The sequence below is a fragment of the Shimazuella soli genome (assembly GCF_022511585.1).
GTDB classification, from domain to species: domain Bacteria; phylum Bacillota; class Bacilli; order Thermoactinomycetales; family Thermoactinomycetaceae; genus Shimazuella; species Shimazuella soli.
The window spans coordinates 386,828-411,951 of sequence record NZ_JAKWBN010000002.1 but is presented as its reverse complement, the minus strand read 5'-3'; the positions used below and the strand labels follow the sequence as shown (position 1 = coordinate 411,951).

At 40.6% G+C, this 25,124-nt stretch carries 24 protein-coding genes; 6 read left to right on the top strand and 18 right to left on the bottom strand.

Annotation, left to right across the window (positions count from 1 at the left end; translation table 11 throughout):
* Nucleotide 1: 1 nt before the first annotated feature.
* Entirely contained in the window at nt 2-910 is a 909-nt protein-coding gene (gene spoIIGA / locus MK805_RS07035; RefSeq protein ID WP_255724558.1) for a sigma-E processing peptidase SpoIIGA, read from the bottom strand.
* Nucleotides 911-1,093: 183 nt separating this feature from the next.
* On the opposite strand from spoIIGA, the gene MK805_RS07030 reads away from it, so the two are divergent.
* From MK805_RS07030 to MK805_RS07010, 5 genes are all read left to right on the top strand, one after another.
* A complete protein-coding gene (locus MK805_RS07030) occupies nt 1,094-1,309 on the top strand; it encodes a hypothetical protein (RefSeq protein WP_240874878.1) in 216 nt (71 codons plus the stop codon).
* Nucleotides 1,310-1,685: 376 nt separating this feature from the next.
* The gene (locus MK805_RS07025; RefSeq protein WP_240874877.1) at nt 1,686-2,231 is read left to right on the top strand and encodes an HD domain-containing protein; all 546 of its coding nucleotides are present in this window, start codon (nt 1,686-1,688) and stop codon (nt 2,229-2,231) included.
* Nucleotides 2,232-2,390: 159 nt separating this feature from the next.
* On the top strand, nt 2,391-2,957 hold the full coding sequence (locus tag MK805_RS07020; protein ID WP_240874876.1) for a GNAT family N-acetyltransferase: 567 nt from the start codon (nt 2,391-2,393) through the stop codon (nt 2,955-2,957).
* Nucleotides 2,958-3,141: 184 nt separating this feature from the next.
* Entirely contained in the window at nt 3,142-3,696 is a 555-nt protein-coding gene (locus tag MK805_RS07015) for a TetR/AcrR family transcriptional regulator (RefSeq protein ID WP_240875153.1), read from the top strand.
* Between the two features lie 62 nt (nt 3,697-3,758).
* Nucleotides 3,759-5,138: an MFS transporter gene (locus MK805_RS07010; RefSeq protein ID WP_240874875.1), complete on the top strand. Its 1,380-nt coding sequence runs from the start codon at nt 3,759-3,761 to the stop codon at nt 5,136-5,138.
* A gap of 184 nt (nt 5,139-5,322) precedes the next feature.
* On the opposite strand, the gene MK805_RS07005 is transcribed toward MK805_RS07010, so the two are convergent.
* The 15 genes from MK805_RS07005 to MK805_RS06935 all read right to left on the bottom strand — a co-directional run bounded on the left by MK805_RS07005 (nt 5,323) and on the right by MK805_RS06935 (nt 23,093).
* Nucleotides 5,323-5,682: a hypothetical protein gene (locus MK805_RS07005; RefSeq protein ID WP_240874874.1), complete on the bottom strand. Its 360-nt coding sequence runs from the start codon at nt 5,680-5,682 to the stop codon at nt 5,323-5,325.
* 107 nt (nt 5,683-5,789) lie between these two features.
* Entirely contained in the window at nt 5,790-7,280 is a 1,491-nt protein-coding gene (locus MK805_RS07000) for a sensor histidine kinase (RefSeq protein WP_240874873.1), read from the bottom strand.
* Nucleotides 7,264-7,944, bottom strand: a complete 681-nt coding sequence (locus MK805_RS06995; RefSeq protein WP_240874872.1) for a response regulator transcription factor — start codon at nt 7,942-7,944, stop codon at nt 7,264-7,266. The genes MK805_RS07000 and MK805_RS06995 overlap by 17 nt, the downstream gene beginning before the upstream one ends.
* A gap of 351 nt (nt 7,945-8,295) precedes the next feature.
* Entirely contained in the window at nt 8,296-9,447 is a 1,152-nt protein-coding gene (gene ftsZ, locus MK805_RS06990; RefSeq protein ID WP_240874871.1) for a cell division protein FtsZ, read from the bottom strand.
* Nucleotides 9,448-9,463: 16 nt separating this feature from the next.
* Nucleotides 9,464-10,699 (bottom strand): cell division protein FtsA, encoded by a 1,236-nt coding sequence (gene ftsA, locus MK805_RS06985; protein ID WP_240874870.1) that lies wholly within the window; start codon nt 10,697-10,699, stop codon nt 9,464-9,466.
* Nucleotides 10,700-10,844: 145 nt separating this feature from the next.
* On the bottom strand, nt 10,845-11,576 hold the full coding sequence (locus MK805_RS06980; RefSeq protein WP_240874869.1) for a cell division protein FtsQ/DivIB: 732 nt from the start codon (nt 11,574-11,576) through the stop codon (nt 10,845-10,847).
* A gap of 601 nt (nt 11,577-12,177) precedes the next feature.
* On the bottom strand, nt 12,178-12,381 hold the full coding sequence (locus MK805_RS06975) for a hypothetical protein (protein ID WP_240874868.1): 204 nt from the start codon (nt 12,379-12,381) through the stop codon (nt 12,178-12,180).
* Between the two features lie 62 nt (nt 12,382-12,443).
* A complete protein-coding gene (gene murB / locus MK805_RS06970) occupies nt 12,444-13,355 on the bottom strand; it encodes a UDP-N-acetylmuramate dehydrogenase (protein ID WP_240874867.1) in 912 nt (303 codons plus the stop codon).
* Nucleotides 13,356-13,379: 24 nt separating this feature from the next.
* Nucleotides 13,380-14,495: an undecaprenyldiphospho-muramoylpentapeptide beta-N-acetylglucosaminyltransferase gene (murG, locus tag MK805_RS06965; RefSeq protein WP_240874866.1), complete on the bottom strand. Its 1,116-nt coding sequence runs from the start codon at nt 14,493-14,495 to the stop codon at nt 13,380-13,382.
* A 13-nt stretch (nt 14,496-14,508) separates the two neighbouring features.
* Entirely contained in the window at nt 14,509-15,609 is a 1,101-nt protein-coding gene (gene spoVE / locus MK805_RS06960; protein WP_240874865.1) for a stage V sporulation protein E, read from the bottom strand.
* Nucleotides 15,610-15,642: 33 nt separating this feature from the next.
* Nucleotides 15,643-16,998: a UDP-N-acetylmuramoyl-L-alanine--D-glutamate ligase gene (gene murD / locus MK805_RS06955; RefSeq protein WP_240874864.1), complete on the bottom strand. Its 1,356-nt coding sequence runs from the start codon at nt 16,996-16,998 to the stop codon at nt 15,643-15,645.
* Complete coding sequence (mraY, locus tag MK805_RS06950; RefSeq protein WP_420833059.1) at nt 16,995-17,957, bottom strand: phospho-N-acetylmuramoyl-pentapeptide-transferase; 963 nt, start codon at nt 17,955-17,957, stop codon at nt 16,995-16,997. The genes murD and mraY overlap by 4 nt, the downstream gene beginning before the upstream one ends.
* A 79-nt stretch (nt 17,958-18,036) precedes the next feature.
* On the bottom strand, nt 18,037-19,416 hold the full coding sequence (locus MK805_RS06945) for a UDP-N-acetylmuramoyl-tripeptide--D-alanyl-D-alanine ligase (RefSeq protein ID WP_240874863.1): 1,380 nt from the start codon (nt 19,414-19,416) through the stop codon (nt 18,037-18,039).
* On the bottom strand, nt 19,406-20,893 hold the full coding sequence (locus MK805_RS06940) for a UDP-N-acetylmuramoyl-L-alanyl-D-glutamate--2,6-diaminopimelate ligase (protein ID WP_240874862.1): 1,488 nt from the start codon (nt 20,891-20,893) through the stop codon (nt 19,406-19,408). The genes MK805_RS06945 and MK805_RS06940 overlap by 11 nt, the downstream gene beginning before the upstream one ends.
* A gap of 283 nt (nt 20,894-21,176) precedes the next feature.
* Nucleotides 21,177-23,093, bottom strand: coding sequence for a stage V sporulation protein D (locus MK805_RS06935; RefSeq protein WP_240874861.1), 1,917 nt, complete (start codon nt 23,091-23,093; stop codon nt 21,177-21,179).
* A 172-nt stretch (nt 23,094-23,265) separates the two neighbouring features.
* Between MK805_RS06935 and MK805_RS06930 the strand changes: the two genes are divergently transcribed.
* Nucleotides 23,266-24,174 (top strand): EamA family transporter, encoded by a 909-nt coding sequence (locus tag MK805_RS06930; RefSeq protein WP_240874860.1) that lies wholly within the window; start codon nt 23,266-23,268, stop codon nt 24,172-24,174.
* A gap of 67 nt (nt 24,175-24,241) precedes the next feature.
* On the opposite strand, the gene MK805_RS06925 is transcribed toward MK805_RS06930, so the two are convergent.
* Complete coding sequence (locus MK805_RS06925; protein ID WP_240874859.1) at nt 24,242-24,595, bottom strand: hypothetical protein; 354 nt, start codon at nt 24,593-24,595, stop codon at nt 24,242-24,244.
* Nucleotides 24,586-25,038, bottom strand: a complete 453-nt coding sequence (locus tag MK805_RS06920) for a hypothetical protein (protein WP_240874858.1) — start codon at nt 25,036-25,038, stop codon at nt 24,586-24,588. The genes MK805_RS06925 and MK805_RS06920 overlap by 10 nt, the downstream gene beginning before the upstream one ends.
* Nucleotides 25,039-25,124: the final 86 nt, after the last annotated feature.

Here is a 25,124-nt window from a genome sequence, read left to right as displayed (position 1 = left end):
CTTAACTAACAATGGATAAACAGGAAGGATGAATAATCGCCTGATAGGAACCATCAGTAGATAATTGCCCGACATCTATTCCTATGAGGATTTTCCCAACATTATTCCACTGATCTTCTTTCCATATCTCTACCTGATCTGGTTTAAAAGCAATCATCATATCACTATCGGTTCTCGCTGCACGATATGGGATAATTCTTATTTTGACCATCCACTCTGGTGGAATCTCACTCCAACTCTGCTCCCAATCTTTTGAAAGAAACATCTGATATACTTCTTCGGGAACAAATTCGATCAACTGCTTCATTTCTACTAACATGACAGGTACCCGTGAAATGGGGTCCCTCAGTTGATTTCCAGTATCTACCAATCCAGTGCACTCAAAACTTTTGCCTTGTATTTGGATGCGAACAGCAGTCATATACTGCTCAATCTGATCTCGTTCTTTCATTGATTGGAAGGAAAACTTGGTATAAAGCCAAACGAGTGGAAAACCAATCATAATAAAAACCCAAGAGACAGGAGATCCCCACCCTTTTGTCTCAGTAAACAATATCCCACCAGCTACTTGTGCATCCCCTGCAAGCAAATAATGCAGTGCGACCATCGCTCCGCCTGTCACAAAACAAATAAAGTAGAAAACTCCTAAGGTTCGGAGAAATACAAACGGATTGCGATAACCAAATACGATCCAAATCATCAAGATGGAAGACAAAATTTTAACCGGAAGCGTATAGGCTAGCGTAAAATTAGGCCACAGGTGAAGAGTTGCATACAGACCACCGATAAGGGATGCAGAGAACAAACGAAGTACCGTCGTTCTCTCCTTCCGTATGCCCGAGGTCAGCCACAGTAAGAGAAAGTCGATACAACCATTTAAAACAAATACGACATCTGCATATACAACCAGCTAGTCCCTCTCCTCTCTCCCTTGGCCTTCGTAAGCAGTATAAAAGATATATATTGCTAAGTCTGTTGAAACTTGCCTAACTATTTTTGATTCTTTTGACGAAAAAGAAAAAATTACGGCATGCAAGTATGATGGATATTTTTATTTGAAATATTTAAATTCGATTGGCTATAATGAAACCAAATGTCCCTTTCTGCACGAAGTGGAGCTAATTTTGAGGAATTTTGGTCCGTTTGTGGCCCAAATCGCAGAGATCAAGGCCAAGATTCGAAGGACAGAAGAGAAGAACTCGACACTCCAGTCGATCAAGGAGCAACTCGAATCAGAAATCCAGAAGAGGCTGACCTCTCTCCTGCACGATCTGGAACCAGCGTTCCAGGCTGTTCTGCCGCTTCATGACGATAACCAAGCAAAGATCGATGTGATGTAGAATCGTGAGGATTTGATCGAACTGATCCAGAAAAGTCCTGACTATGATCGGACAAACGCTCTATGTACCAAGATCAATGGAGCAATCGAGAAGATCAACGAAGGCCACGACCCTGAGACTCCTCTCGAAGGCTTCGGTTCCCTCCTCTGGGAGATCACTCTTCTATACACAGCGTATGTGGAAATCCCGGAAGTGATCTAGAGCGCCACCGTCGTTTTAGGAGTAAATATCGAAAGTGTACAACACATTCCTGAAGTTAAATGTGTTTTTTTGTTGTGCTCAAAAAGGTATATGGCAGATCCTTGATATCAGATAAAATGTAGAAAACTGCTAAGGAGTAAAAATATGAATCCTACTGATCTTTCCCCTATCATTTCTAAGCTTACTGGCAAACACAAAATACCTCCTCGATTACTAGCACATTTAAGCTTGGTATACGATGTCGCCAAAACTATCACCATTTGGCTTCACAAAAATTATCCACAGATAGAGTTTGACGAGAATGCCGTTCTTTTTGGAGCTGCTACACATGATATTGGAAAAGTAATCGCTACAGATGAGATCACAAAACCAGGCTCTACTCATGAAAAGTTAGGTTATCAACTTTTAATCGAACAGGGTATGAAAGCATCTCTTGCTAGATTTACCTACACCCATTCATCTTGGACAAGCAAAGTAACTACTATAGAGGATTGGATCGTAAGCCTTGCAGACAAAGTATGGAGAGGAACACGGTTAACAGACTTAGAGGACCAAATAGTACAGCACATTAGTGATATTTCCAAAAAAGAAAAGTGGCAAGTATTCCTTGAGTTAGATGATCTGCTCACTCTCATTTCCCAAGATAGTGAGACAAGAATAGCATTCCAAACGAAACAAGACTTGGAATAACATATTTTTGGCTCTCTTATATTTGTTTTTCATTGAAATAAAAAGAAAATCGATTTAAAATTATTACATCTTACATAAAGGAATGGATGCCAATGATTGGGATTAACGTTTCGTCAACAACTGAGGTGATAATTTTTATAAAAAAAGAGGGATAAAGAGATGACATTAAAGCAAACTTCACTTTTTCATGGCAGCCAAGTGCGATTGACTTCGTTTCGAGCAGATGATGCAATGGAAATGTTACCTTGGTATGAAGATGCAGATACACTTCGGAAATTGGATACCGATATTGCCTATCCAAAAACACTAAACGAAATACAAGCTCCAGACCGCTTGCAAAGTCGAATGCCAAATGGCTTTCAATTTGCTATACGAACGCTGGAAAACGATGTTCTCATCGGATTCATTGCCTTGCATTCCATTGAATGGAACAATCAAACAGGGCTTTTGGCAATTGGCATTGGAGATCCAAAATATCGCCGCAGAGGACTTGGAAGAGATGCCATACAGGTAATGCTGCGCTATGCTTTCCACGAACTTAATTTGAATCGTGTAGGGCTTGATGTTATTGAATATAACGATGCTGCGATCAAAACTTATGAAAAAGCTGGCTTTATAATAGAAGGAAGAATGCGCTCAGCTGTACTTCGAGATGGCAGCAGCTATGACCGAATCATCATGGGGTTATTACGAAGTGAGTGGGAAGACAAACAGAACAATCAATAGATGAAAGTACAAAAGAATCCATAGAGGATTCTTTTGTATTACGAAGAGAAAAATTATCATGAATCACCATTTATATTGACAAGTGTTAAGAAATGAATTAGTATTAATTACAGTCAGTACTGACATTACTAGCGGTGGTGATAATAGCTTGCCCAGCAGTATAAAAATCAGCAATAAAGATAAAATGTTACTTACTGCAATAGACTTGATTTCACAAAAAGGATACAAAAGCGTTACGACACAAGAGATCGCAACAACGGCTGGATTGAGTGAAAAAACGCTATTTCGGCATTTTGGAAGCAAGCAAAACCTTCTAGAAACTGCTTTTGATCGATTTCATTATTCGGAAGAAATGGAGGATACCTTTCATAAAAAACTAACTGGCGATTTAGAAACAGACTTACTATTAATCAGCAAAACCTATCATCGAATTATGAATCAAAATCGAAAAATGATCATGATCGCGATCAAAGAAGGAAATACACTTCCCGGTTTCCTAGAAAAAACACAACAGCATCCTCGCCAACTGTTAAAAATATTGACTCTCTATTTTAAGAACATGCATAAAAAAGGGAAAATCATTCATACAGACTTTGAACTGCAAGCGATCTCCTTTATGATGATGAACTTTGGAGCATTTTTAAACAATTTAGATGCTGATAAAAGTTTTCCAACTGTTACGTTGGACAAATTTATTCAAACAAGTGTACAAACATTTGCTAGGGCATTAACACCCTAGTTGTTTTTTAAACAAAATGACAGTCACTACTGACAGTCATATTACAAAGGTGGTCAGTGATCATGGAAAATAAACTTCCTTCACAAACTGAAATGAAACTAATGCGTGTCTTGATGTTTACCCTAACTTTTTCCGCCATGAGTGCTTTAATGTTCAACTTTGTCCTGCCACAGCTTCGTGAAGAATTTCATCTTACTACTGCCCAAGTAAGCTGGGTTACCTCCTGCTATTCTTTGATATATGGGATAGGAACAGCTATCTATGGAAAATTAGCAGATCGTTTTCAACTCAAAAATTTATTAACATTTGGTTTGATCACTTTTGCCCTTGGATGTCTTGCAGGTTTTGCTTCACAAGCTTTTTGGATGGTATTGCTGGGTAGATGTATGCAAGCTTTGGGTGCTGGAACTATCCCGGCTACTGCTATGTTGATACCACTCAGGTACTTCCCCGCAGAACGTAGAGGATCAGCTATGGGGATGGCATTTGTAGGTTTGGCACTTGGCAGTGCAATTGGACCTGTCATTTCTGCACTTATTGTCAGCAAATTCAATTGGCGTTGGCTATTTATCATACCTCTACTTATCCTATTTACATTACCTGCATATCGAAAATATTTAATAGAGGAAAAGCAAACTACCTTTGGTAAATTCGATGGGGTTGGCGGGACCTTACTAGCTGCAAGCGTTTCGCTTATTTTACTTGGTATTACTGGTGCATGGGGTTACCTTTTAGGAGGATTTCTATCATTAGCATTATTTATCATAAGAATCAAGGTTACAGCCGAACCTTTTGTACAACCAAAGATTTTTAAAAACAAAACGTATACGCTTGGGCTTATGATAGCTTTTCTCATAAATGGAATCGGTACTTCCCTTTATTTTTTAAGTCCCTTATTTTTATCTGATGTGCATCATTTGTCTTCGAGTTGGACTGGATTTGCTATGGTTCCTGCTGCAGTAGCTTCTGCAATTCTTGGGACTTTTGGTGGAAAATTGGCTGATAAAAAAGGAAATCCGTATCTTTTTATTATTTCCTCTCTGCTGCTTATTAGTTGTTTTCTATTACTGTCAACCTTTTCGGGAATATCCCCTATTTTCCTTGCTCTTTTTCTAATTTTAGGAAATGTGGGACAAACCTTTATTATGATTGCAATTTCTAATTCGATTGTCATGACATTACCAAAAGAACAAGCAGGCATTGGTATGGGATTAGTAGGGATGTTAAATTTCATCGCGGGAGGGATGGCTTCTGGGATATACGGCAAATTAATCGATTTTAATGCAAATGTTCAGTGGAATCCTTTCAATCACTATGCTAGTGGATTCATTTACAGCAATATTTTCTTCGTCCTTGCTATTCTATATATCGGAATTTTACTTCTCTATTACTTTCAATTTGTAAAAGAAAGGACGATACAATCAAGTAAATCCATTATTTAGAAGGAATTAGAAACTGCTACTACGACTTGCAAAAAATTTTTTAAGAAGAACATATTTCACAAATTGGAGGGATTGTGATGAAATCAAAAGGCATCGTCAGTTGCTCAACTTTTTTCTTAAGTTAATAAAAAAACAGTGCTGATTGATTCGGCACTGTTTTGATTTCACTTCTTATTTACTGGTGTTAGGATGTTTTTTTAGGTGTTAGGATTGGAGCATGTTTTATTAATACATGATGTTTTCTATGCTTTCTTACTGGTACATGATGCTTTCTATGTTTTCTTACTGGAAAGTGTTTTCTATGCTTTCCCGCTGGAAAATGTTTTCTATGTTTTCTTACAGGAACGGGTTTTCTATGTTTTTTTACTGGCGTTGGCTCTGGTTTTTTTGTTTTTATCTTCCCTGGTAATGGAGTTTGATGTTTGACTTCAACTTTTTTCACTGGCTGCTGGTCAAGGGGCGCTGCATGTGAAGTGCCAGCAGCACCTAATCCTCCGAGTGATACAACTCCTGCTAATGCTATCGTGATGATTTGTTTTTTCATGATATATAACCTCCTTGTTTTGAAGACATGAGTAACTATATAAGAGGAATAAGTCAGGTATATGTCCAAACGATTTACATTTTTGAATAATTTTTGAATAGTCCTTGTTATGTCTTATTGGCTTTTGGAAGTAGGAGCGTAAAAATAGTTCCATCAGACGAGCTTTCTTTTAGAACTAAAATTCCCTTCTGCGCTTTTGCCAGCATTTTGCTAAAAGGCAGACCAAGTCCCAGCCCTCTCACTCGATCCTTTTTAGCAGCACCGCGAAAAAAACGTTCAAAGATAAACGGTTGTTCATCCAATGAAATTCCACAGCCTGTATCCATTACATCAACGGAGATCATTTCCTTACTATCTTGATATAATTTTAATTTAATCATTCCATCTTCTTTACAAGCTGCTTGACTATTACGCAATAGATTAAATAATATTTGCTGAATTCTTAGACGATCCCCATGCGCCCAAAGTATATTTTCCGGTAGGGAAACAGTCACTTCGGTGGAATCATCTCTATTTGTTACTTGCCAATGATGAATCACTTCTTTAAGTAATTCATTCATATTCATCTTTTCTAGTTTCACCTGAAGTGCACCAACAGCATAGGAATTAAAATCCAGCAAATCTTCGATCATATTTTCTAGTCTTTTTGATTCAGCAATCGAAATATCTAAAAATTCCTCGACTTCTTCACCATCTACAACCCGATCTTTCACAGCTTGTATTAAACCACTGATCGAGGTAATAGGCGTTTTCAATTCATGTGTTACACCTGCTAATAATTCTGTACGTATTTCTTCTAGTTTTTTTAAGCGAACAGCCATTTCTTTAAACGAAGAAACTAACTCATATATTTCTTTTTCTCTAATTTCTTCTTCTGATAATGTAACTTGATAATTTCCTTTGCGTATTTGTGATGCTGCATCGGCTACTTTACGGATAGGCCGAGTTAATCGTTTTGATAACCAATAAATAACGAAAAAACCCGAAATGCCTAGTAATACAATAATAAGGAGCCAAGTTAAACATAAATCTGTGGAAATATCCCCCAAAAGATCTTTCTCTGATATAAACAAATAAAGATTTCCATTTACCTTGTTACCTTTACGAATTGGTTCTGAAATATGATACAACGTCCCTACACTCTTTGTATGTATTGTTTCGATGGCTTCTGACGTCACTAATTTTTGATTAGAAAGGATAGCTTCAATTTCAGGATCTTTTACCTCTTGATTTTGGAAGATAACACTGCCATACTGATTGGAAATTTGGATATATGCTTTTTCATTAATCACTTGTGCTTTTGAATCGATAAATCTTTCTTTTCGCTTGCGAATGTTTTCATCAAAGTCATTATGATTTGATGCATCTATATCGCTATTTGGAGTTTTCGTCTGATTCAGCGGAGGTTGATTTTCAGCAAGGTCTCTAGCAAAAAACTTTAGAAAAGTTAATCGATCTTCTATTTGCAATGATTTCATCCAATAATTCGAAACCAATCCCACAATCATTAAACATAAAAGTAAGATGAGTACATAACGTCTCGTCCAATGCTTAATTAAGGGTATCCGCCTCTCGTTTGCATTATTTTGAATGAACATATAATTGATAACCCACTCCTCGTAAGGTAACAATTTCTCCTTCTTTTTTTGACCACTTGCATAGTGCTTTCCGTAGTCGCTTCACTGCTAAGTCTACAGATCGATCACTTCCATCAAAATTGGTTCCCCATACATGATCTAACAATTGTTCTCTCGTAAATGCTTGATTGGGATTTTTCGCTAAAAACAATAGTAATGATAAATCACGCGGAGTTAGTTCTAGTTTTTCTCCATGCAATGTAACGATGTGAGCATGAAAATCAAGCTTTAATCCACCATAATATATAGCATCCTTTTCTTCTAAAATCTGATTATACCGACGTAAAACAGCACGTACACGTGCAACCACTTCTTTTGGTTCAAATGGTTTGCTAATATAATCATCTGCTCCATGATCGAGTCCCGTAAGTCTTTCGTCTAACTTACCTAATGCTGTTATCATAATTACCGGACATGGACTTTTGCTTCGTATTTGTTTTAATACTTCCCACCCATCCCCTTTAGGAAGCATCACATCTAATAAGACAAGCTCTGGCTCTAGTTGATCAAATTTTGCTAATGCTTCCTCTCCATCATAGGCATGTTCCACCGTAAATTCAGCCTTTTGCAAATAGGCAGATAAGACACGAGAGATAGCTATTTCATCTTCCACAATTAAAATCATGTTTAAAGATTCCTTTCTAATAGCCCGTATAACTTACTTTAGAAAAAAATAGATACAAATAATATTAGCGGAGAAATGCACCCCAGACAACGGCAGTAACACACCAAGTGCGAGTCGTGCTACTGTCCAAAGCGCAAAATCACACCTCTATCTCACTATGCGAGGGTTCAGCATCCTTTTCAACAGACTCGAAAAAACCATGAATATTAGACCCAGCAAATCGGAAAGTGATCGTTTTTGAGCTACCCCAATAATTAATTCCTGTTTTATTAAAAATGCACCCCTTAAAGTTAGATCTCTTGTCCTAACTTTAAGGGGTGCACATCATAAAAAAGAGTGATTTCAATAACGTTACTTTTTAAATTGATTTCTCAAAAATGTTGGGATTTCATAGCTTTCATCAATCACAGGATTGGTGTTTTTGTTATTCTTTTCTTCATTTTGAAGACGAATGTTATTGTGTTTAAAAAGTGGAGTAAATTCATTTTCCCGTTCATGGAAAATAGGTTTTTTGGATTGTGCTGTTCCACCTGTTTCTTGGGCTTGATTATCAAATCCAGTAGCAATAACCGTAACGAGGATCTCGTCTTTTAAATCTTCGTTGATTACTGCCCCAAAGATCATATTTACTTCAGCATGAGAAGCTTGTGTAACAATATCAGCAGCTTCATTTACTTCATAGAGACTGAGATTTGCTCCACCTGTAATATTCATCAATACCCCGCGCGCACCATTGATGGAAGTCTCAAGTAAAGGACTACAGATTGCTTTCTTCGCAGCTTCTGTCGCCCGGTTCTCACCTGCTGCTGTCCCGATTCCCATGAGAGCAGAACCTCGCTCTGTCATGATGGTTTTCACGTCAGCAAAGTCTAGATTGATCAATCCAGGTACAGCGATCAAGTCAGAGATACCTTGAACACCTTGACGCAATACATTGTCCGCTTCGCGGAAAGCTTCTAACATCGGTGTATTTTTATCTACAATCTCCAGCAGACGATCATTTGGAATTACGATCAAAGTATCGACATTCTCTTTTAATGAAGCTACCCCTGATTCTGCTTGTACCAAACGCTTTCTTCCTTCAAAACTAAATGGTTTTGTTACTACCCCAACTGTCAAAGAACCGAGCTCACGAGCGATTAGAGCGATTTCTGGAGCAGCACCTGTTCCTGTTCCTCCGCCCATTCCCGCAGTTACAAACACCATGTCAGCTCCACGGAGTACATTTTCTATTTGTTCACGACTTTCTTCTGCCGCTTTTTTACCTACTTCTGGTTTAGCTCCTGCACCTAAACCACGAGTCAATTTTTCTCCAATTTGCAATTTGATAGGAGCTTTGGAGCGATTCAACGCTTGGGCGTCCGTATTTACAGCAATAAACTCGACACCTTGTACACCCGCTTCAATCATGCGATTGACAGCATTGCTTCCTCCTCCTCCAACACCAATTACTTTAATCTGTGCGATTTGTTCAATATCGAACTCTAAGTCAAAACCTAGCATGCTATTCCCTCCAACACTATATGAATTCACTTAACCAATTTTTCATCCTCTGGAATGCAGATGGCCGCTTCTTTTCTTTCGTCCGAGGCACTGTTTCTTTACGAGGTGGTTTGTTTACTAAAATACTTCCCTGTTTGGCTAAATGATGGATCATGCTAACACTCGCTAAAAAAGCAGGTGAGGAAATGGAAGTTTCTTTTGATCTAGCAATGCGAACTGCTTGTCCTAACTGGGATTTAGCTGCTTCTAATAAATAGGGAGTTTCCGTTACTCCACCTACTAATACATAACCACCGGCAGGTTCTGCTGCAAAACCCATTGCTTTGACTTGCTGATTGATCAGCTGGAAAATTTCCATAATGCGTGGTTCCATAATTTGCGCCAGTTCTAACTGTGAAGAATATCGTTCTTTACCTGCCATCATCGGAATCGGGATCGATTCCCGTTTGTCTGCATGTGCCTTTACTGCAATTCCATGTTTACACTTTAACTCTTCGGCAACATCTTTTTGGGTTTGAAGAACATACACTAGATCTGTAGTAATATATTCTCCACCCATAGGGATAACTGCTGTACCAGCCAAGTTCCCTTGGGAATAAAATGCTAATTTAATCGTTCCGCTGCCAATATCGGCTAGAACAACTCCTAAATTTTTCTCATCTGCTGTCAGGGTGAATTCACTAATAGAAAGTGGCAAAAAGACGAATCCTGCCATATGTAGAGAAGCTTTTTCTATACAGCGATAAACGTTGTGGACTACCGTTTTGGAACCAGTAATAACCATGGCATCTACTTCTAATCGTACCCCAACCATGCCGATCGGGTCACGAATTTCAGGGATACCATCCACAATAAACTGTTTCGAAACTACTTCTATAATAACGCGCTCTGGTGGAAGTGCGATAACTTTTGTTGCTTGTAACACACGTTCCACATCAACAGCCTCGATTTCTCGATCTTGATTTAAAGTCGCGACCACACCATGGCTATGCTGGATGGAGATATGGTTACCTGATAAACCTACATATACATCGGTAATCTCTATCCCAACCATTTGCTCTGCTTGTTCTATTGCAAGACGTACTGCCCCTGCTGCCTGCTCAATGTCGACGATGGCTCCTTTTTTTATGCCTTGAGACACAGCAGTACCAACACCGACGATAGGAAATGTTCCATTCTTCGTTAATTCCGCAACAACAACTCGTACTTGCGAAGATCCAATATCTAACGTTACTAGATATCCATTGCTCATGTCTTGGGCACCTCCTTGCCCGAAGAGTATCGAAAAGCGGGATAAGATAGTATCTCTTCCATGTGATAATTCAACAGTAAAGACAAATCCCCTTTTTCTGGTATGTAAATTACATAATATTACAGTAATGGAAAATAGACTGATTTTAATGTTCAGGTGTAAACCATACGCTCTCCAATAAGTGAACCGTTCCAGGGGGCTGCTTCAAAAATTTGGGGTATAATTTCATTCTTTCTGCTAATTGATCAATTCGAACCTCCACTTTATGCTCTCTGCGTGTCGTAAGCACAGCATATGCCGGCTTATTTTCCAACGGTTGTACGGTCAAAATTTGACTGCGTGTAGAAGCCGGTAAGTGAGCAAATTGTGATGTAAGTTTCGAAAAAGATGCTTTTTCTTTGTCCCATCCTTCCATTACGGGCATTGTTCTCAACATAGAGGTGACAGGATAAGTTTGGAGAAAAGCTCCATTAGCCAAAAGGGGGATGAGAGCTTGCTCATCATCTATGTAAGCGATAACTGGATATTCCTCTACTTTGATCATGATAGTATTGGGAAACTGTTTATCCAAAGTTATCTGTTTGACTGCACTTACTCGATGAAGATTGGATTCTACATCCTTTGTTTTTACACCAAAAAAAGACATTCCTAGGCGAATCCCCGATTGCTGCAAAATTTCCTGTTTGGTTAATATCTGATTACCAGTAATGGTAATCTTGGAAATGTGACTGAGTGGGGAGCGTAGAAAGAGTACAAATAGAATGCCTATGAAAAACAAAAATATAAACAAAACTGCCCATAATGATGAAGCTTTGTGCTCGACTCTGATGCGAAAAGGAGGAACCCTTTCCACCATGTCACCTTCTCCTTTGTCCAATTTCTTCCCTCTATACTACCACAAATGAAAAAAGGAGAGAATCCCAAAGATAAAGCAATTGGAAATTATCTCCATTTTTTATCTATAAAATTTATTTATTTTCGTTTCCCACCACTGGATGTGGTGGGTCGCTGCTGACATTGATCAAATTAGTCAATGTCAGCAGCAGACAAAGATGTCTGTCAATGGCTCAGGATTTTGCCTGCAAGTATCAACAGTCCCAAGCCGATGGCGGCCCCAACCATCTCCACCTTAGTAGCTGGCCTGCTCACCTTCGTGAGAACTGGATACCAGAGAGGGTAGGTCAAAATAAGGACAACAACAAGAAGGACAATCCCAAATCCGTGCAAAGCAAGCTCCTAAGACCGTATGAACAATACTCTTACTATAACATGTTATTTAGCTAAAAAAAGCCACTTAAAAAATATCCGCAATGGTCTTTATTTTCTATCATTTCCACAACTGAAAAGAGGAGATCCAAAACAATGAATTCTCCTCTTTTTTCCATTTATATGAAATTACATTTCTCGCTATATTGTGCCCATCATTATGATGGGCTTCTCTTCAAGTCGTGTATAGAACACAACGAAGAGAGGCGGACTCAGAACAGCCACTGCCACGTACCGATTAGTACAAACAAAACAGCCCAAAAAGTAAAGTCCCATCGGTAGTAGCTGATGACCTTCAGGATGTTGACCAGCTCGCTTTGGTCATCGCTGAACTTCTCCCGGAGCTTGGCAGCGGACCAAAAGCCCAAGCCAGCCATAACACCGAAGATGACGGTGACCCAAAAGATAACTTTCACGGTGATCCCTTAATAGTTCCAATCCTATCCTTATTATGAAATAAGAATAGTTTCAAAGCAAGCTAGTCTTCCCCAATAACCTCTACTTCTGGAACAAGTGTCACACCATACTTTTCTGCAATCGTTTTTCTCGCATAATCGATCAAATCTAACACATCACTTGCTTTGGCTTGTCCCAAATTGATGATAAAGTTCCCATGCAGCGTAGAGAACTCTGCATCTCCAATTCGGTACCCTTTTAACCCAGCAGCTTCGATCAATCTGCCAGCATGATCTCCTGGCGGGTTACGAAAGGTACTCCCGGCACAAGGGTATTGCAAAGGTTGTGTTTTGCGTCTCCGATCTTTAAAAGCTGCGAGGGACGATGTTATTTCGTTAGCGTCCCCTTTTTCTAATTCAAAGGTTGCTCCGGTAACAATACCTTTGATCTCTTCTTGGAGGATAGTGGTTCGATACCGGAAATGCAAATCTGCATTGCTCAGTTGTAACCATTCTCCCGACTCTGTGAGTACTTCTGCACTCTTTAGCACTCTGCTGATCTCGGAACCATGGGCACCTGCATTCATATAGACGGCTCCACCGACATTACCGGGAATCCCCCCTGCAAACTCTAAACCGGTTAAACCAGCTTTTGCTGTTCTGCCCGCTAATAAAATAGTGGAGTAAGCCCCACCAGCAGTAACTGATGTTCCTTCTATTTGCAAATAGTCAAATGCTTTTTGAAGCTGAAAGACAACTCCGCGAATTCCCCCGTCTTTTACAAGGAGATTGGAGCCTCTTCCGATCACACGCCAAGGCAATTTATGCTCAGAGACGACTTTCATCGCATTCATTAGTTCTTCTTTATCGGCAGGTTCAATATAAAAGTCTGCGGGACCTCCCACTTTCCAAGTGGTGTGTCGGGAAAGGGCTTCGTTCTGTTTGATATGGGTTACTCCATGTTTTTGGAACTCTTCTAATAGCTGTTTTTCCATCGTTCCCTGTTCACCAACTTTCTTCTAGGAGTGGACATTTGTTGTTGTAAGTTGTTCCAGTTCTTCTACGATGAGAGTGGCTGCTTCTGGACGACCTAATGCTTTGGCATTTGCACTCATTGCTTTTCTCTCTTCTGGGTCAAGAACGAGATTTTCTATCTTATCCCATAGGTTCTCACCATTACAATCTCGCTCCAACAATAACCGGGCGGCACCTTGTTCTTCTAATACACGGGCATTCGCTTCTTGGTGGTTATTGGTCACATAAGGAGATGGGATCAAGATAGATGGGATTCCAAGTGCAGTCAATTCTGCCAAAGTGGATGCACCTGCTCTAGCTACAACAAGATCCGTTTTCGCCAAAACATCAGGCATATTATAAACAAAAGGCTTTACATCTAAGTTGGGATATTCTTCTGTATTTATTTTCGCAGTAATATCTTGATAATGGACTTCTCCAGTTATATAAACAAAACGTACTCCTGGAAGGTTTTTTAGCTTTGGAAGCATTCCAAGAACTGCTTGGTTGATGGATTTTGCACCACGACTCCCGCCAAAAATGAGTACGACAGGTGTATTTTCCATCACACCTAATGACTCTCTTCCGTTCGCTCTGTTTGCTCGAATTACTTCGGTTGCACGTGGATTTCCAGTGTACACAACTTTTTTAGCGCCCGTCAAATGTTTGGCAGTATCTTCTAGACTCACTGCTACTACATCTGCAAAACGAGCAAGAAACTTCGTTGTCAATCCAAGAACGGCATTTTGTTCATGAATCATCGTTGGAATATTTAACTGATGTGCTGCAAAGACTGCGGGTCCACTCACATACCCGCCTGTACCTACTACTACATCTGGTTGAAATTTTTTTATGTATTCTTTTGATTTGCTCACAGCACGTATAAATTTGCGAACCGTATTCACATTCTCCCAAGACAGGCTGCGTTTAAACCCTTGGATTTCAACGGTGAAAAATTGTACTCCCTCTTCCTTGGGAACAATTTTGGATTCTAGACCGTTATCTGTACCAATATATCCAATCTCTACTTCTGGGTATTTTTCTCGAACTGCCCGAGCAATTGCCAGTGCAGGATAGATATGACCCCCAGTACCTCCACCGGTTAGTAAGATGCGTTTCATAGTTGCTCCTCCCTCACTGTTTAACAAAGCGTGATAAACTAAGTAAAATTCCCACAGCTGCGAGCGTCAGTGTCAATGATGACCCGCCATAGCTTAAAAACGGAAGCGTGATCCCTGTAACGGGAAATGCACCAGACACTACTCCAATGTTGATCCCTGCTTGAATCATTATCATAGAAGTAACACCAGCAGCCATCAGACTGTAAAATTGATTTGGCATCGACATAGCAACACGATAACCCCGCCAGATCAGTATGGCAAATAAAAGGATTACACTTGCTGCACCGACAAATCCGAGCTCTTCAGCTAATATCGAAAAGATAAAATCAGTATGTGGTTCAGGCAGATACAAATGCTTTTGTCTGCTCATACCAATCCCGAGCCCCAGTAATCCGCCAGGACCAATGGCAAAGAGGGATTGAATCAGATGATAACCAGCTCCTAGCGGATCCTCCCATGGATTTAAAAAAGCAACGATTCGTTGAATCCGGTAAGGAGCAGCTAGAACCAAACCGACAAAGCCCGCAATTCCTAACATCAAAAAACTTCCTAAGTGCTGTAACCGTGCTCCTGCAACAAAGATGAGAATAAGACCTGTTCCCATCAAGACCGTACCTGTTCCTAAATCTGGTTGTAACATAATCAAGCCAAAAGCAGAGCAAAGAAGTAGCATACCCGGCATAAAACCTTTTTGAAACTTCTCTATCTGAAAAGATTTCTTCGAAAACCAACGGGCAAAAAAGAGAATCATCCCTAACTTGGTAAACTCTGAAGGCTGAATACTAAATGCTCCGATACCGAGCCAACTTCTCGCCCCATTTCGCAATATCCCAACACCAGGAATCAAAACGATCAAAAGCAGGATAAAACATCCGATCAAAATGGGTTTTGCTGCAAAATAAAATTTATCCGGGTCCATTCTTGAGATCATAAACATGCAAAATACACCTAAGGCCGCAAACAATATTTGCCGTTTCGCAAAGAAAAAACTATCTCCAAAACGGTGATAAGCATAAGCAGCGCTTGCACTATAAACCATTGCTACCCCGATGATAAGTAACAAGAAAATAGCTGCTACAATCAGCTTATCAGGGTTTTTAAGACTACTGTGCATACGGCAACACCTCTTCTAAAGGACTTGCTCTTATTACAAGGTATGCACAGCTTGTTTAAAAATGCTTCCTCGCACTTCAAAAGAGGGATATTGATCCCAACTGGCACATGCAGGGGATAATACAACAATATCTCCATCCGTAGCGATTTTACTTGCATGACGAACAGCATCTTCTACATCCGTTGCATGCACAATCTTAGAAATTCCAGCATCATTTGCCCGATCAGCTAAGATGGATGCAGTTTCACCGTAAACAATCGCAACTTTTACATGCTCGCGTAAAAAAGGAACCAATTCTTGAAAATCTACACCCCGATCTAAACCACCGCCAATCCAGATCAATGGTTCACTAAACGCTGTCAGTGCGGTAATAGCAGCCCCAGCATTTGTTGCTTTTGAATCGTTATAGTAACGTACATTATTTTTGGTTGAAACATATTCTAAACGGTGCTCTACTCCGGTAAAGGATTGTAATACACTGCGGATTGCTTCCTTATTTGCCCCTGCTGCTAAGGAAATAGCCGCTGCCGCTAAAGCATTTTCCAGATTTTTGTCCCCTGGCAGAGCTATTTCGGACAGCGGCATAATCGCTTGTTCTTCCCCATTCATACGAGCAATCATCCATCCATCGCGCACAAACAATCCTCTGTCGACTTCTTCCTTGATCGAAAACCAGTAGATGGTACCTTCTTGCAAATCAGCTACTTTCCTGCATAGATCATTATCAAAATTAAAAACAGCGATATCGTTCTTATCTAAATTCCGAAATAATTTTGCTTTACTTTCCACATAATCTTCAAGACTTTGATGATAGTCCAAATGAGCAGCAACGACATTGAGTAATGCTGCAATCTGGGGATGAAAAGTTTTGGTCCCTTTTAATTGGAAACTACTCAATTCAGTAACGATCCATTTCTTTCCTGCTGTATCTTCCACTGCATCTGAGAGGGCACGTCCGATATTGCCGGCAACTAAGGCAGGTACACCCGACTTATCCAGCATTTCACCAACGATAGTAGTAGTGGTAGTCTTGCCGTTTGAACCTGTTATACCAATGATAGGAACATCTAATACAGATGATGCTAATTCCACCTCTGTTATGACAGGAATCGATCGTTCTACTGCTCTTTGAATAGCTGGGTTATGGTATGGTACACCAGGATTTTTTACCAGCCAATCACTCTGTTCATGAACGATTTGATCGACCTGTGCCCCAAAATGAACAGGAATACCTAGGTTTTGGAGCTCTATCGCTTCAGGGCTGTCAGATGGAGCCTTTTTCTGTTCAAAAACCTCTACTTTTGCTCCCATTTTGGCCAGCAGCTTGGCTGCGGCAACTCCACTCTTTCCTAGTCCAAGTACAGAGACTCTATCTTCTTTTTTGATCATCGAACAAACACCTCAAGGTATATTCCAACACCAGCTAAGAATAAACCGACACACCAAAACGTCGTAACAACACGCCACTCAGACCAGCCAGTAAGTTCGAAATGGTGATGCAAGGGACTCATGCGGAAAATCCGTTTTCCACGTATTTTAAAAGAAAGAACTTGTAACATGACAGATAACGCTTCAGCTACAAATACACCGCCAATCAGTGGTAACAATAACTCCGTCTTGGTGATAACAGCCAGAGCTGCAAGTCCTCCTCCAAGTGCAAGTGAACCTGTATCCCCCATGAATACTTTTGCAGGATGTGCATTAAACACCAGAAATCCAAGAAGTGCTCCAACTACGGAAATCGCAAAAATAGCAACAGTATAATTGCTTTGTACCATCCCGATTATGGCATAAGCACCATATGCCACTGCAGCGGTCCCTGCTAATAACCCATCTAATCCATCTGTCAAGTTAACAGCGTTTGAAGCACCAATCATCATAATTAACAACAATGGTAAGTAGAGCCAGTTAAGTTGGATTGTCCAATCTGTCCCTGGGATATCTACATTAAAGATAAATTTAGAATTTCCTCCTGAATCGATACGAAGTACCCGTACTTCAATCAAAACCCAAAACAATACAATACCAATAAATAATTGGCCAAGTAATTTTTGGCTGGCAGTCAATCCTAAGCTGCGTTTCATTACTACTTTTATATAATCATCTAAAAAGCCTATAATTCCGTATCCAAGAGTTGCAAACAATAGAAAGAATAAGTCTGAGTTTACAATCGGTTTCGAATTATTTAAGAGAATAAAACTACTAAATGGCAGTGCTGTCAACACCACCGACATGAGGATAATCGTCCCACCCATTGTCGGTGTTCCAGCCTTTTTTAAGTGTGCTTCTGGTCCCTCTTCCCGGATACTTTGACCAAATTTCAATCGCTGTAGTGTTGGAATAATCATTGGACCAAGAAGTACGCCAATCCCAAATGCTACTGCGAGTGGAATAAGTATAATTCGTATATCGATATTTGCCACCACTCTACGCTCCCTCTACTAATTGTTTCACAATACGATCTAATCCAGCTTTTCTTGAAGCTTTTACTAAAAGAAGAATGTTTTCATTTCCTTCCTGAACAAGATAGGAGAAAGCTTCTTCATTGGTCGAAAAATGCTTCAGTTGCATTTGATTAGGAGAAGCAAGCTTGGCAGCTTCATAAATCCATAACCCTTTTGCCCCTATTGTTATCAATCCTGCAAGATTTTTGGTAACAGCATATTCTCCAACTTGCTCATGATAGGATTTTTCCTCGTCTCCCAACTCTTCTATTCCCGCGAGAAGTGCCCATTTTTCTAACTCAGGCTCTACTTCTGCTAAAATATCTACTGCTGCATATACCGAAGTAGGGCTTGCATTGTAGGAATCATTGATTATTTTCATCCCATTTTTCGCCACTACCGCTTCTAACCTCATCGGTGTTACAGGAATATCTTGTAAACCTTTTGCTATATCTTCTTCCGGGATATCTAGTAATCTCCCAGTCTCAATCGCAAATAAAGCATTTTTGATATTATGTCTTCCTAACAATGGCAGAGTAAAATGATGTCCAGTCTTGCGGGATGCAAAAGTCCAGCCGGCAAGTCCTAGGCTCTGTACCTCTTCTGGACCCTCTTTACACTTTTTGTCCCAGCCAATCGAAACGATATTACCAAATGGAATGTCCTTCTTTAACAGCGGCTCATCTCCATCCAATAATAAAGTTCCATTTTTGGATAATCCATCGCAAATCTCTAACTTTGCTTGAGCAATTTTTTCTCGGCTGCCGAGATAACCGATATGAGATTCTCCTATATTTGTCACCATTGCGATATCAGGTCTGGCCAATTTGGAGAGCTCTGATATTTCGCCTGCGTGGTTCATTCCCATTTCAAGTACGACAACTTCTGTTGTTTCTGGCATCTGCAATACTGTCAGCGGAAGTCCGATATGATTGTTATAATTACCCACTGTCTTATGTACCTCAAAAGTTGTTGCTAAAACACCCGCTACCAAATCTTTTGTCGTTGTTTTGCCATTGCTGCCTGTAATCGCAACTACCCTGCAACAAGTTTCTGTCAGGTAACGCTCTGCCATTTGTTGCATCGCCAATAAAGTACTTGGCACGACAATCAGTGGAATCGATACATCCGGCAGGGCATGATCTTCTTGCCACAATGACGCAACTGCACCTGCTTCTACTGCTTTATCGATAAACTGATGCCCATCAAACACATCTCCAATAAGTGGGATATACAGATTCCCTGCTGTCAGTGTTCGGGTATCCGTTGATACTCCCGCTGCCAAAAGAGTTTCTCTTATATCCTCTTTGTGTTCATAGCTTCCTGACACAGTCTCTAGTATCCAATTTATTCTACGTTCCATGCTGTTCACCCTTTATTGCCTCATAAGCTATCTTTCGATCATCAAATGGATAGCGAACACCATTTATTTCTTGGTAGGTTTCGTGTCCTTTTCCCGCTATAAGCACCACATCACCTGTCTTAGCTAGTTGTACTGCATATTCAATAGCAGCTTTACGGTCTTCGATTGTTGTGTAGAACTGTGTTGCAGAAAAAGGAATACCCTCAACCATATCTGCAATGATCGCCTTGGGCTCTTCTGTCCTAGGATTGTCGGATGTTATTACCGCATAATCACTAATTTCAGTCGCTATCTTTGCCATCAATGGTCTTTTCCCACGATCCCGATCTCCTCCACATCCCACTACACAAATTACTTTTCCTTTTGCAAAGGATTTAGCAGTTGTTAGAACATTTTGAAGACTATCCGGGGTATGGGCATAATCGACCAATACTGTATAATCCTGTCCGGCTTGCACTGATTCAAAGCGGCCATCTACTCCTGTGAGCGATTCTAAAGCTTGCTTAATCTTCGCCAAAGAAATCCCCTCTACTAGAGCCACAGAAGCAGCCGCTAGTGAATTATAGACATTGAAAGTACCAAATAGGGGCAGACGAATGGACACATTGCCTTGATAGGTATGCAGCTCAAACGACACACCATCTACTCGATGCTCGATATTCACTGCACGGACATCCGCCTGTTTCGAAATGCCATATGTGATGACTTGAGCTGGTGTGATCGTAGCAAAATAACTGGAAGCGGCATCATCCACATTTAGCACAGCTACTTGGCTTTTCTCTTTTTCGTGAGTGTAATCATTACCCAATTGGCTAAATAAGAGCCCTTTTGCTTCTCGGTATTGTTCCATCGTCTCATGATAATCGAGATGATCTTGCGTTAAATTGGTAAAAACGGCGATATGATAATGTGAGCCCCTCGTTCTTCCCAAATGCAGGGCATGGGATGAAACTTCCATTACGGTATATTCGGCCCCTTCATCCACCATATAACGTAAGCTCTTTTGCAGATCGACCACATCGGGGGTGGTATTTTTAACTGGGATAACGTTATCTTTGATCTTTACCCCAATAGTGCCGATAATTCCGGTCTCCCTCCCTACAGACGTTAAAATTTGTTCAATCAGGTGGGAAGTAGTAGTTTTACCGTTTGTTCCAGTTATTCCGATTAATTTTAATTGTCTTGATGGGAATTGGTAAAAGGTGTTTGCCAAAAAGCCCATTGCTCTTCTGGTATCTGGCACTCGAATCACCGGAACAGTCGTTTCCACAGATTCCTCAACGAGTACTGCTACAGCACCATTTTCCACAGCAGTTTGGATGTAGTCATGACCATCCACTGTAAATCCACGAAGCGCAATGAACAAATTGCCTTGCTTCACCTTTCTCGAATCTGTTTCGATTCCGGTGATCTGTCTATCACTTGGATTTGACCATTCTTTTACATGTAATACATCTACTAGTTCACTTAATTTCATTGTCAGGTAAACCTCCCACTCCACTTGTCAAGAAAACTTGGCATTGTGTCTTGCCTTTAAGACTCCGAAAGAGGCTTAACTACACTTATATAAATGATAAGTGTAACAATAGAAAAACCAGGTTTGGGGGTCCTGGTAATCATGACACCCATTTTAACATAATTCACGCAAAAAATCCTTTGAGGGAGAGTGACGAAACAAGCAACGAATCGAAATATAACTATATTGTGAAACAACAATAGGCTTCCACCTCATTGTAAAAACCTAGATGGAAGCCGCTATTTTATTTGTCTCCTAAATACATCCGAATCAAGGTACCCTTTTTTACTCGCTCTCCCGGACGTGGGATTTGACTGATGACCACTTTTCCTTTTCCAACTGTTTCAATCGGTGTGGTATACAAACTATTTTTGATTTTTTCGATATCTTGACCAACAAAATTCGGGGTGGTGACAATCGTATCATAAAGTGGATTTTCTTCTGGTTCAATTTGATTTTTACGTTTTGGTACCTTCATATACCGCATGGTATCTCCGATAATATTACCGACAATAGGAGCCGCAACAACTCCACCAAACTGAATTCCTTTTGGATTGTCAACCGCTAAATAAACCACAATCTTTGGGTCATCAGCAGGAGCAAATCCAATGAACGAAACGATGTGATTGTTTTGGAGATAGGTTCCATTTGGTCCAACTTTCTGCGCTGTTCCGGTTTTCCCGCCAACACGATAACCGTCTACAAATGCCTTACGACCTGATCCTTTGGCAACTACACTTTCTAACGCCGCACGCACAGCAGCCGAAGTCTCTTCTGTGATTACTTCTCTTTTTACTGTAGGGCTGATCGTGCTGACTACTTGATCATTTTCTGGATTTATCCATTGCTTAGCAAGATGCGGAACCATCAATTTTCCACCATTGATAGCTGCTGCCACAGCTGCAACCTGTTGAATCGGAGTCACTGCTACCCCTTGGCCAAATGCAGTAGTGGCAAGTTCAACGGGTCCCATCCGTGAAGGTTTAAACAAGATTCCTTTTGCTTCTCCATTAAGGTCAATTCCTGTCTTCTGTCCAAACCCAAATTGGTTGATATAAGACAACAGTTTTTGTTTTCCAAGCCGTTGACCTAAGGTGACAAATCCGGGGTTACAGGAATTTTCTACGACCTCCAAAAAAGTTTGTGAACCGTGTCCGCCGGACTTCCAGCATCGAAGTCGTGCCCCGCCTACAGTAATAAATCCGGGGTCAAAAAACCCTTGTTTTAAGTTTACTTTGTGTTCCTGTAAAGCTGCTGCTAAGGTAATAATTTTAAACGTCGAACCCGGCTCATACGTTTTCCATATCGGTAGATTGCGGTTATAGATCAACGGGTCTGTGGTTCTATATTGGTCTGGCCGATACGTGGGTCGACTGCTCATCCCGAGTATTTCTCCCGTTTTAGGGTCCATCGCAATGGCGATTACATTTTCTGGATGATACTGTGCCATTGCTTGATCCAATTCCCGTTCGATGATTTGCTGGATATTTAGATCAATCGTAAGCTTTAAATCCATCCCATCTTTTGGCGGTGTAAAACGGTCTACCCCTCCAGGTAACTTTTCACCACGTGCATTGGCACTAAACGAAATATATCCTGGTGTGCCTTGTAATTGTTTGTTGTACTCCAATTCCAATCCCGCTAATCCTTGGTTATCGATTCCGGTAAATCCAAGGATATGGGAAGCTAAACTTTGATAAGGGTAATAACGTTTACTATCTTCTGCTACTACTACCCCCGGTAATTGTAACCCCTGAATTTCTTCCGCTTTCGCTTCAGATATTTTTCTCCCATAGGGATTAATTCGAACAATTAGCTGTCTTTTCTTCACAAACGGCAAAACCTTTTCTTCCGGTACACCCAATATTTTTGCCAGCTTATAAGCAGTTCCTTCTTTATCCTTAATCTGTGCTGGCACGACCATCACCGAAGGGGAACTGATATTATACGCGATCAATTCCCCATTGCGATCCAGTATACGCCCGCGCTTAGAAGCAAAGGGAATATCCCTGCCCCAGAGATTTTCCGCTTTTCCCGTCAGATAAGGTCCTTGAATCAACTGCACAAAAGTAAGGCGACCGAGCAACGCGATCAAAACGAACAATGCAATCGAAAATATAATGAATAAGCGTTTTTTGTGCGTAACCAATAGCGCTTTCACGTCTCTTCATCCTTTTCCACTATCCTTTACTTCAACTTATGTGGACAAAGGGTAAAAAAGAATAAGGAAAAAAGCTTGGAAATAAATCGTTTGTCATTTCCCAAATTTCAAAATATCCGTGCTAAGATAAAGTTCAGAACGATTTCTCAAAACATCGAGAGAGGAAAGTCACGTGAATCGTTGGCTTGCAAGTGGATACGTACTACTGGGAGCGATGTGTTATGGTTCAATCTCTACCATCACAAAACTCGCCTTTCAACGGGGCTTTTCTCCTGCTGAAATCTCCAGTGGACAAGTAACTTTTGGATGCTTGGTTTTGTGGCTGTTTGCATTGCCCATGTGGAAGAAACTTCGGTGCGTTCCAAGGAAGAGCATCTTCTTGCTCACGCTGACAGGTGCAGTATTTGGACTCACTGAAATCTTTTACACCCTGTGTCTGAGCAAGATTCCTGCTTCTATCGCTGTCATCCTGCTTTTCCAATCCATTTGGATGACACAAATCGTCCAGATGATCCAAGAGAAAACTTGGCCTAGCAAAGCACTGTCCATCTCGCTGATGAGTATTGTGCTAGGTACAATCTGTGCCTCTGGGTTCAGCATGCACGACCTAAAGGGATTGAATATGGTTGGAGTAGCCTTGGGACTTTGTAGTGCATTGTCCTACACTGCTTCCATGGTGGTAAGTGGATCAGTAACTACAGAAGTCCCCTCCCTATTGCGCAGTTCCTTTATGGTGACAGGGCAGATGCTTTTTATCTTCCTTGTCTATCCGCCAACTGTCTTGTTCACTGCATCAATGGGACAAGGTTTGTGGTTTTGGATCGGATTGCTCGGAATGATTGGCATCGTAGCTACCACATTTGCCTACAACAAAGGCATGCCCCAAATCAGTCCTGGTTTGGCTGGTGTTTTGGTATCCATCGAACTTCCCATGGTCATCCTCTTGTCCTCCACCATCCTGAAAGAAAACGTTTCTCTTATCCAATGGATGGGAGTGGGATGTATTCTGATCGGGATCATTCTCACTTCTGTAAAGACAAATCAAGAAAAAACTCCCGCATCCATTTCACCCATCGATTGAGATGTGGGGACGTACAGGTTGTTTGAGGTCACTCAGACAACCTGTATCTGCTATTTATCAGGATTTATTAGACACGAAGCAATTCCATTAAATATTTCTCTTGGTAATGTATCTTCTCTAATTCAAAAGTGGATATATTGGCGATGAGTGCAGAGCGAAAATGGCTTAAGCTCGCGATATCTCCTGTTCGGAAAAACTGAAAGAGATCATCCAATCGTTTTTGGCTCATCCCCTTCATTTTTTGCTTCAAACATACATCTCCATAGCATAAAAGCAGATAAACCGCTTTTATCAGCGCAGACCGTGTATTTGCTTGCCGCAGCTGGTCGACAAGAGCAACATAGTCCTCTCCTTCTCCACAACAGTAGACAATATATTCCGCAAGTTCCCTCCCTGCTTGTATCGCTTCTTTTAGTTCCATTCCGGACATACTTCCTGTGAATCTATTACCCTGCAATCTACTACTTCTCTATTTCTTTGTTTGTCGATCAGATTGGCAAAAATATCGTACGATTTCCCATGGATATAAACCATACCCCCACTCATCTCCACTACCAACGGATCGAGCAATGCAAACGTGATCCGCTTTCCTTCTATCGATTCAATCTGAACGATACTTTCTTTCCGGTCTAATATTGTTGGCAAATATGGTGTTTCCTCTAACTGCATCACAACATGCTCTTCTTCCTGCTGATCCAAATGATCCAATAACAGGCGGTAATCCGTCGAAAAGCGATATCCGGAAACAGACTTCAAAAACCGCCAAAATCGCTTAACCCTGTTCACACTTCCAGCAACGATCAGTTGTAACAGACTGGATTTACTTGTAACTAAAGATGGCAGAGCTGTATGCTTTTCTTTCATCCCTAATCCCCCTCATATTTATCAGTAGCTGATGTCGCTCCTCGTTGTTTCTCGTCTAAACAGAGCATAACAAAATTTAAATTTTC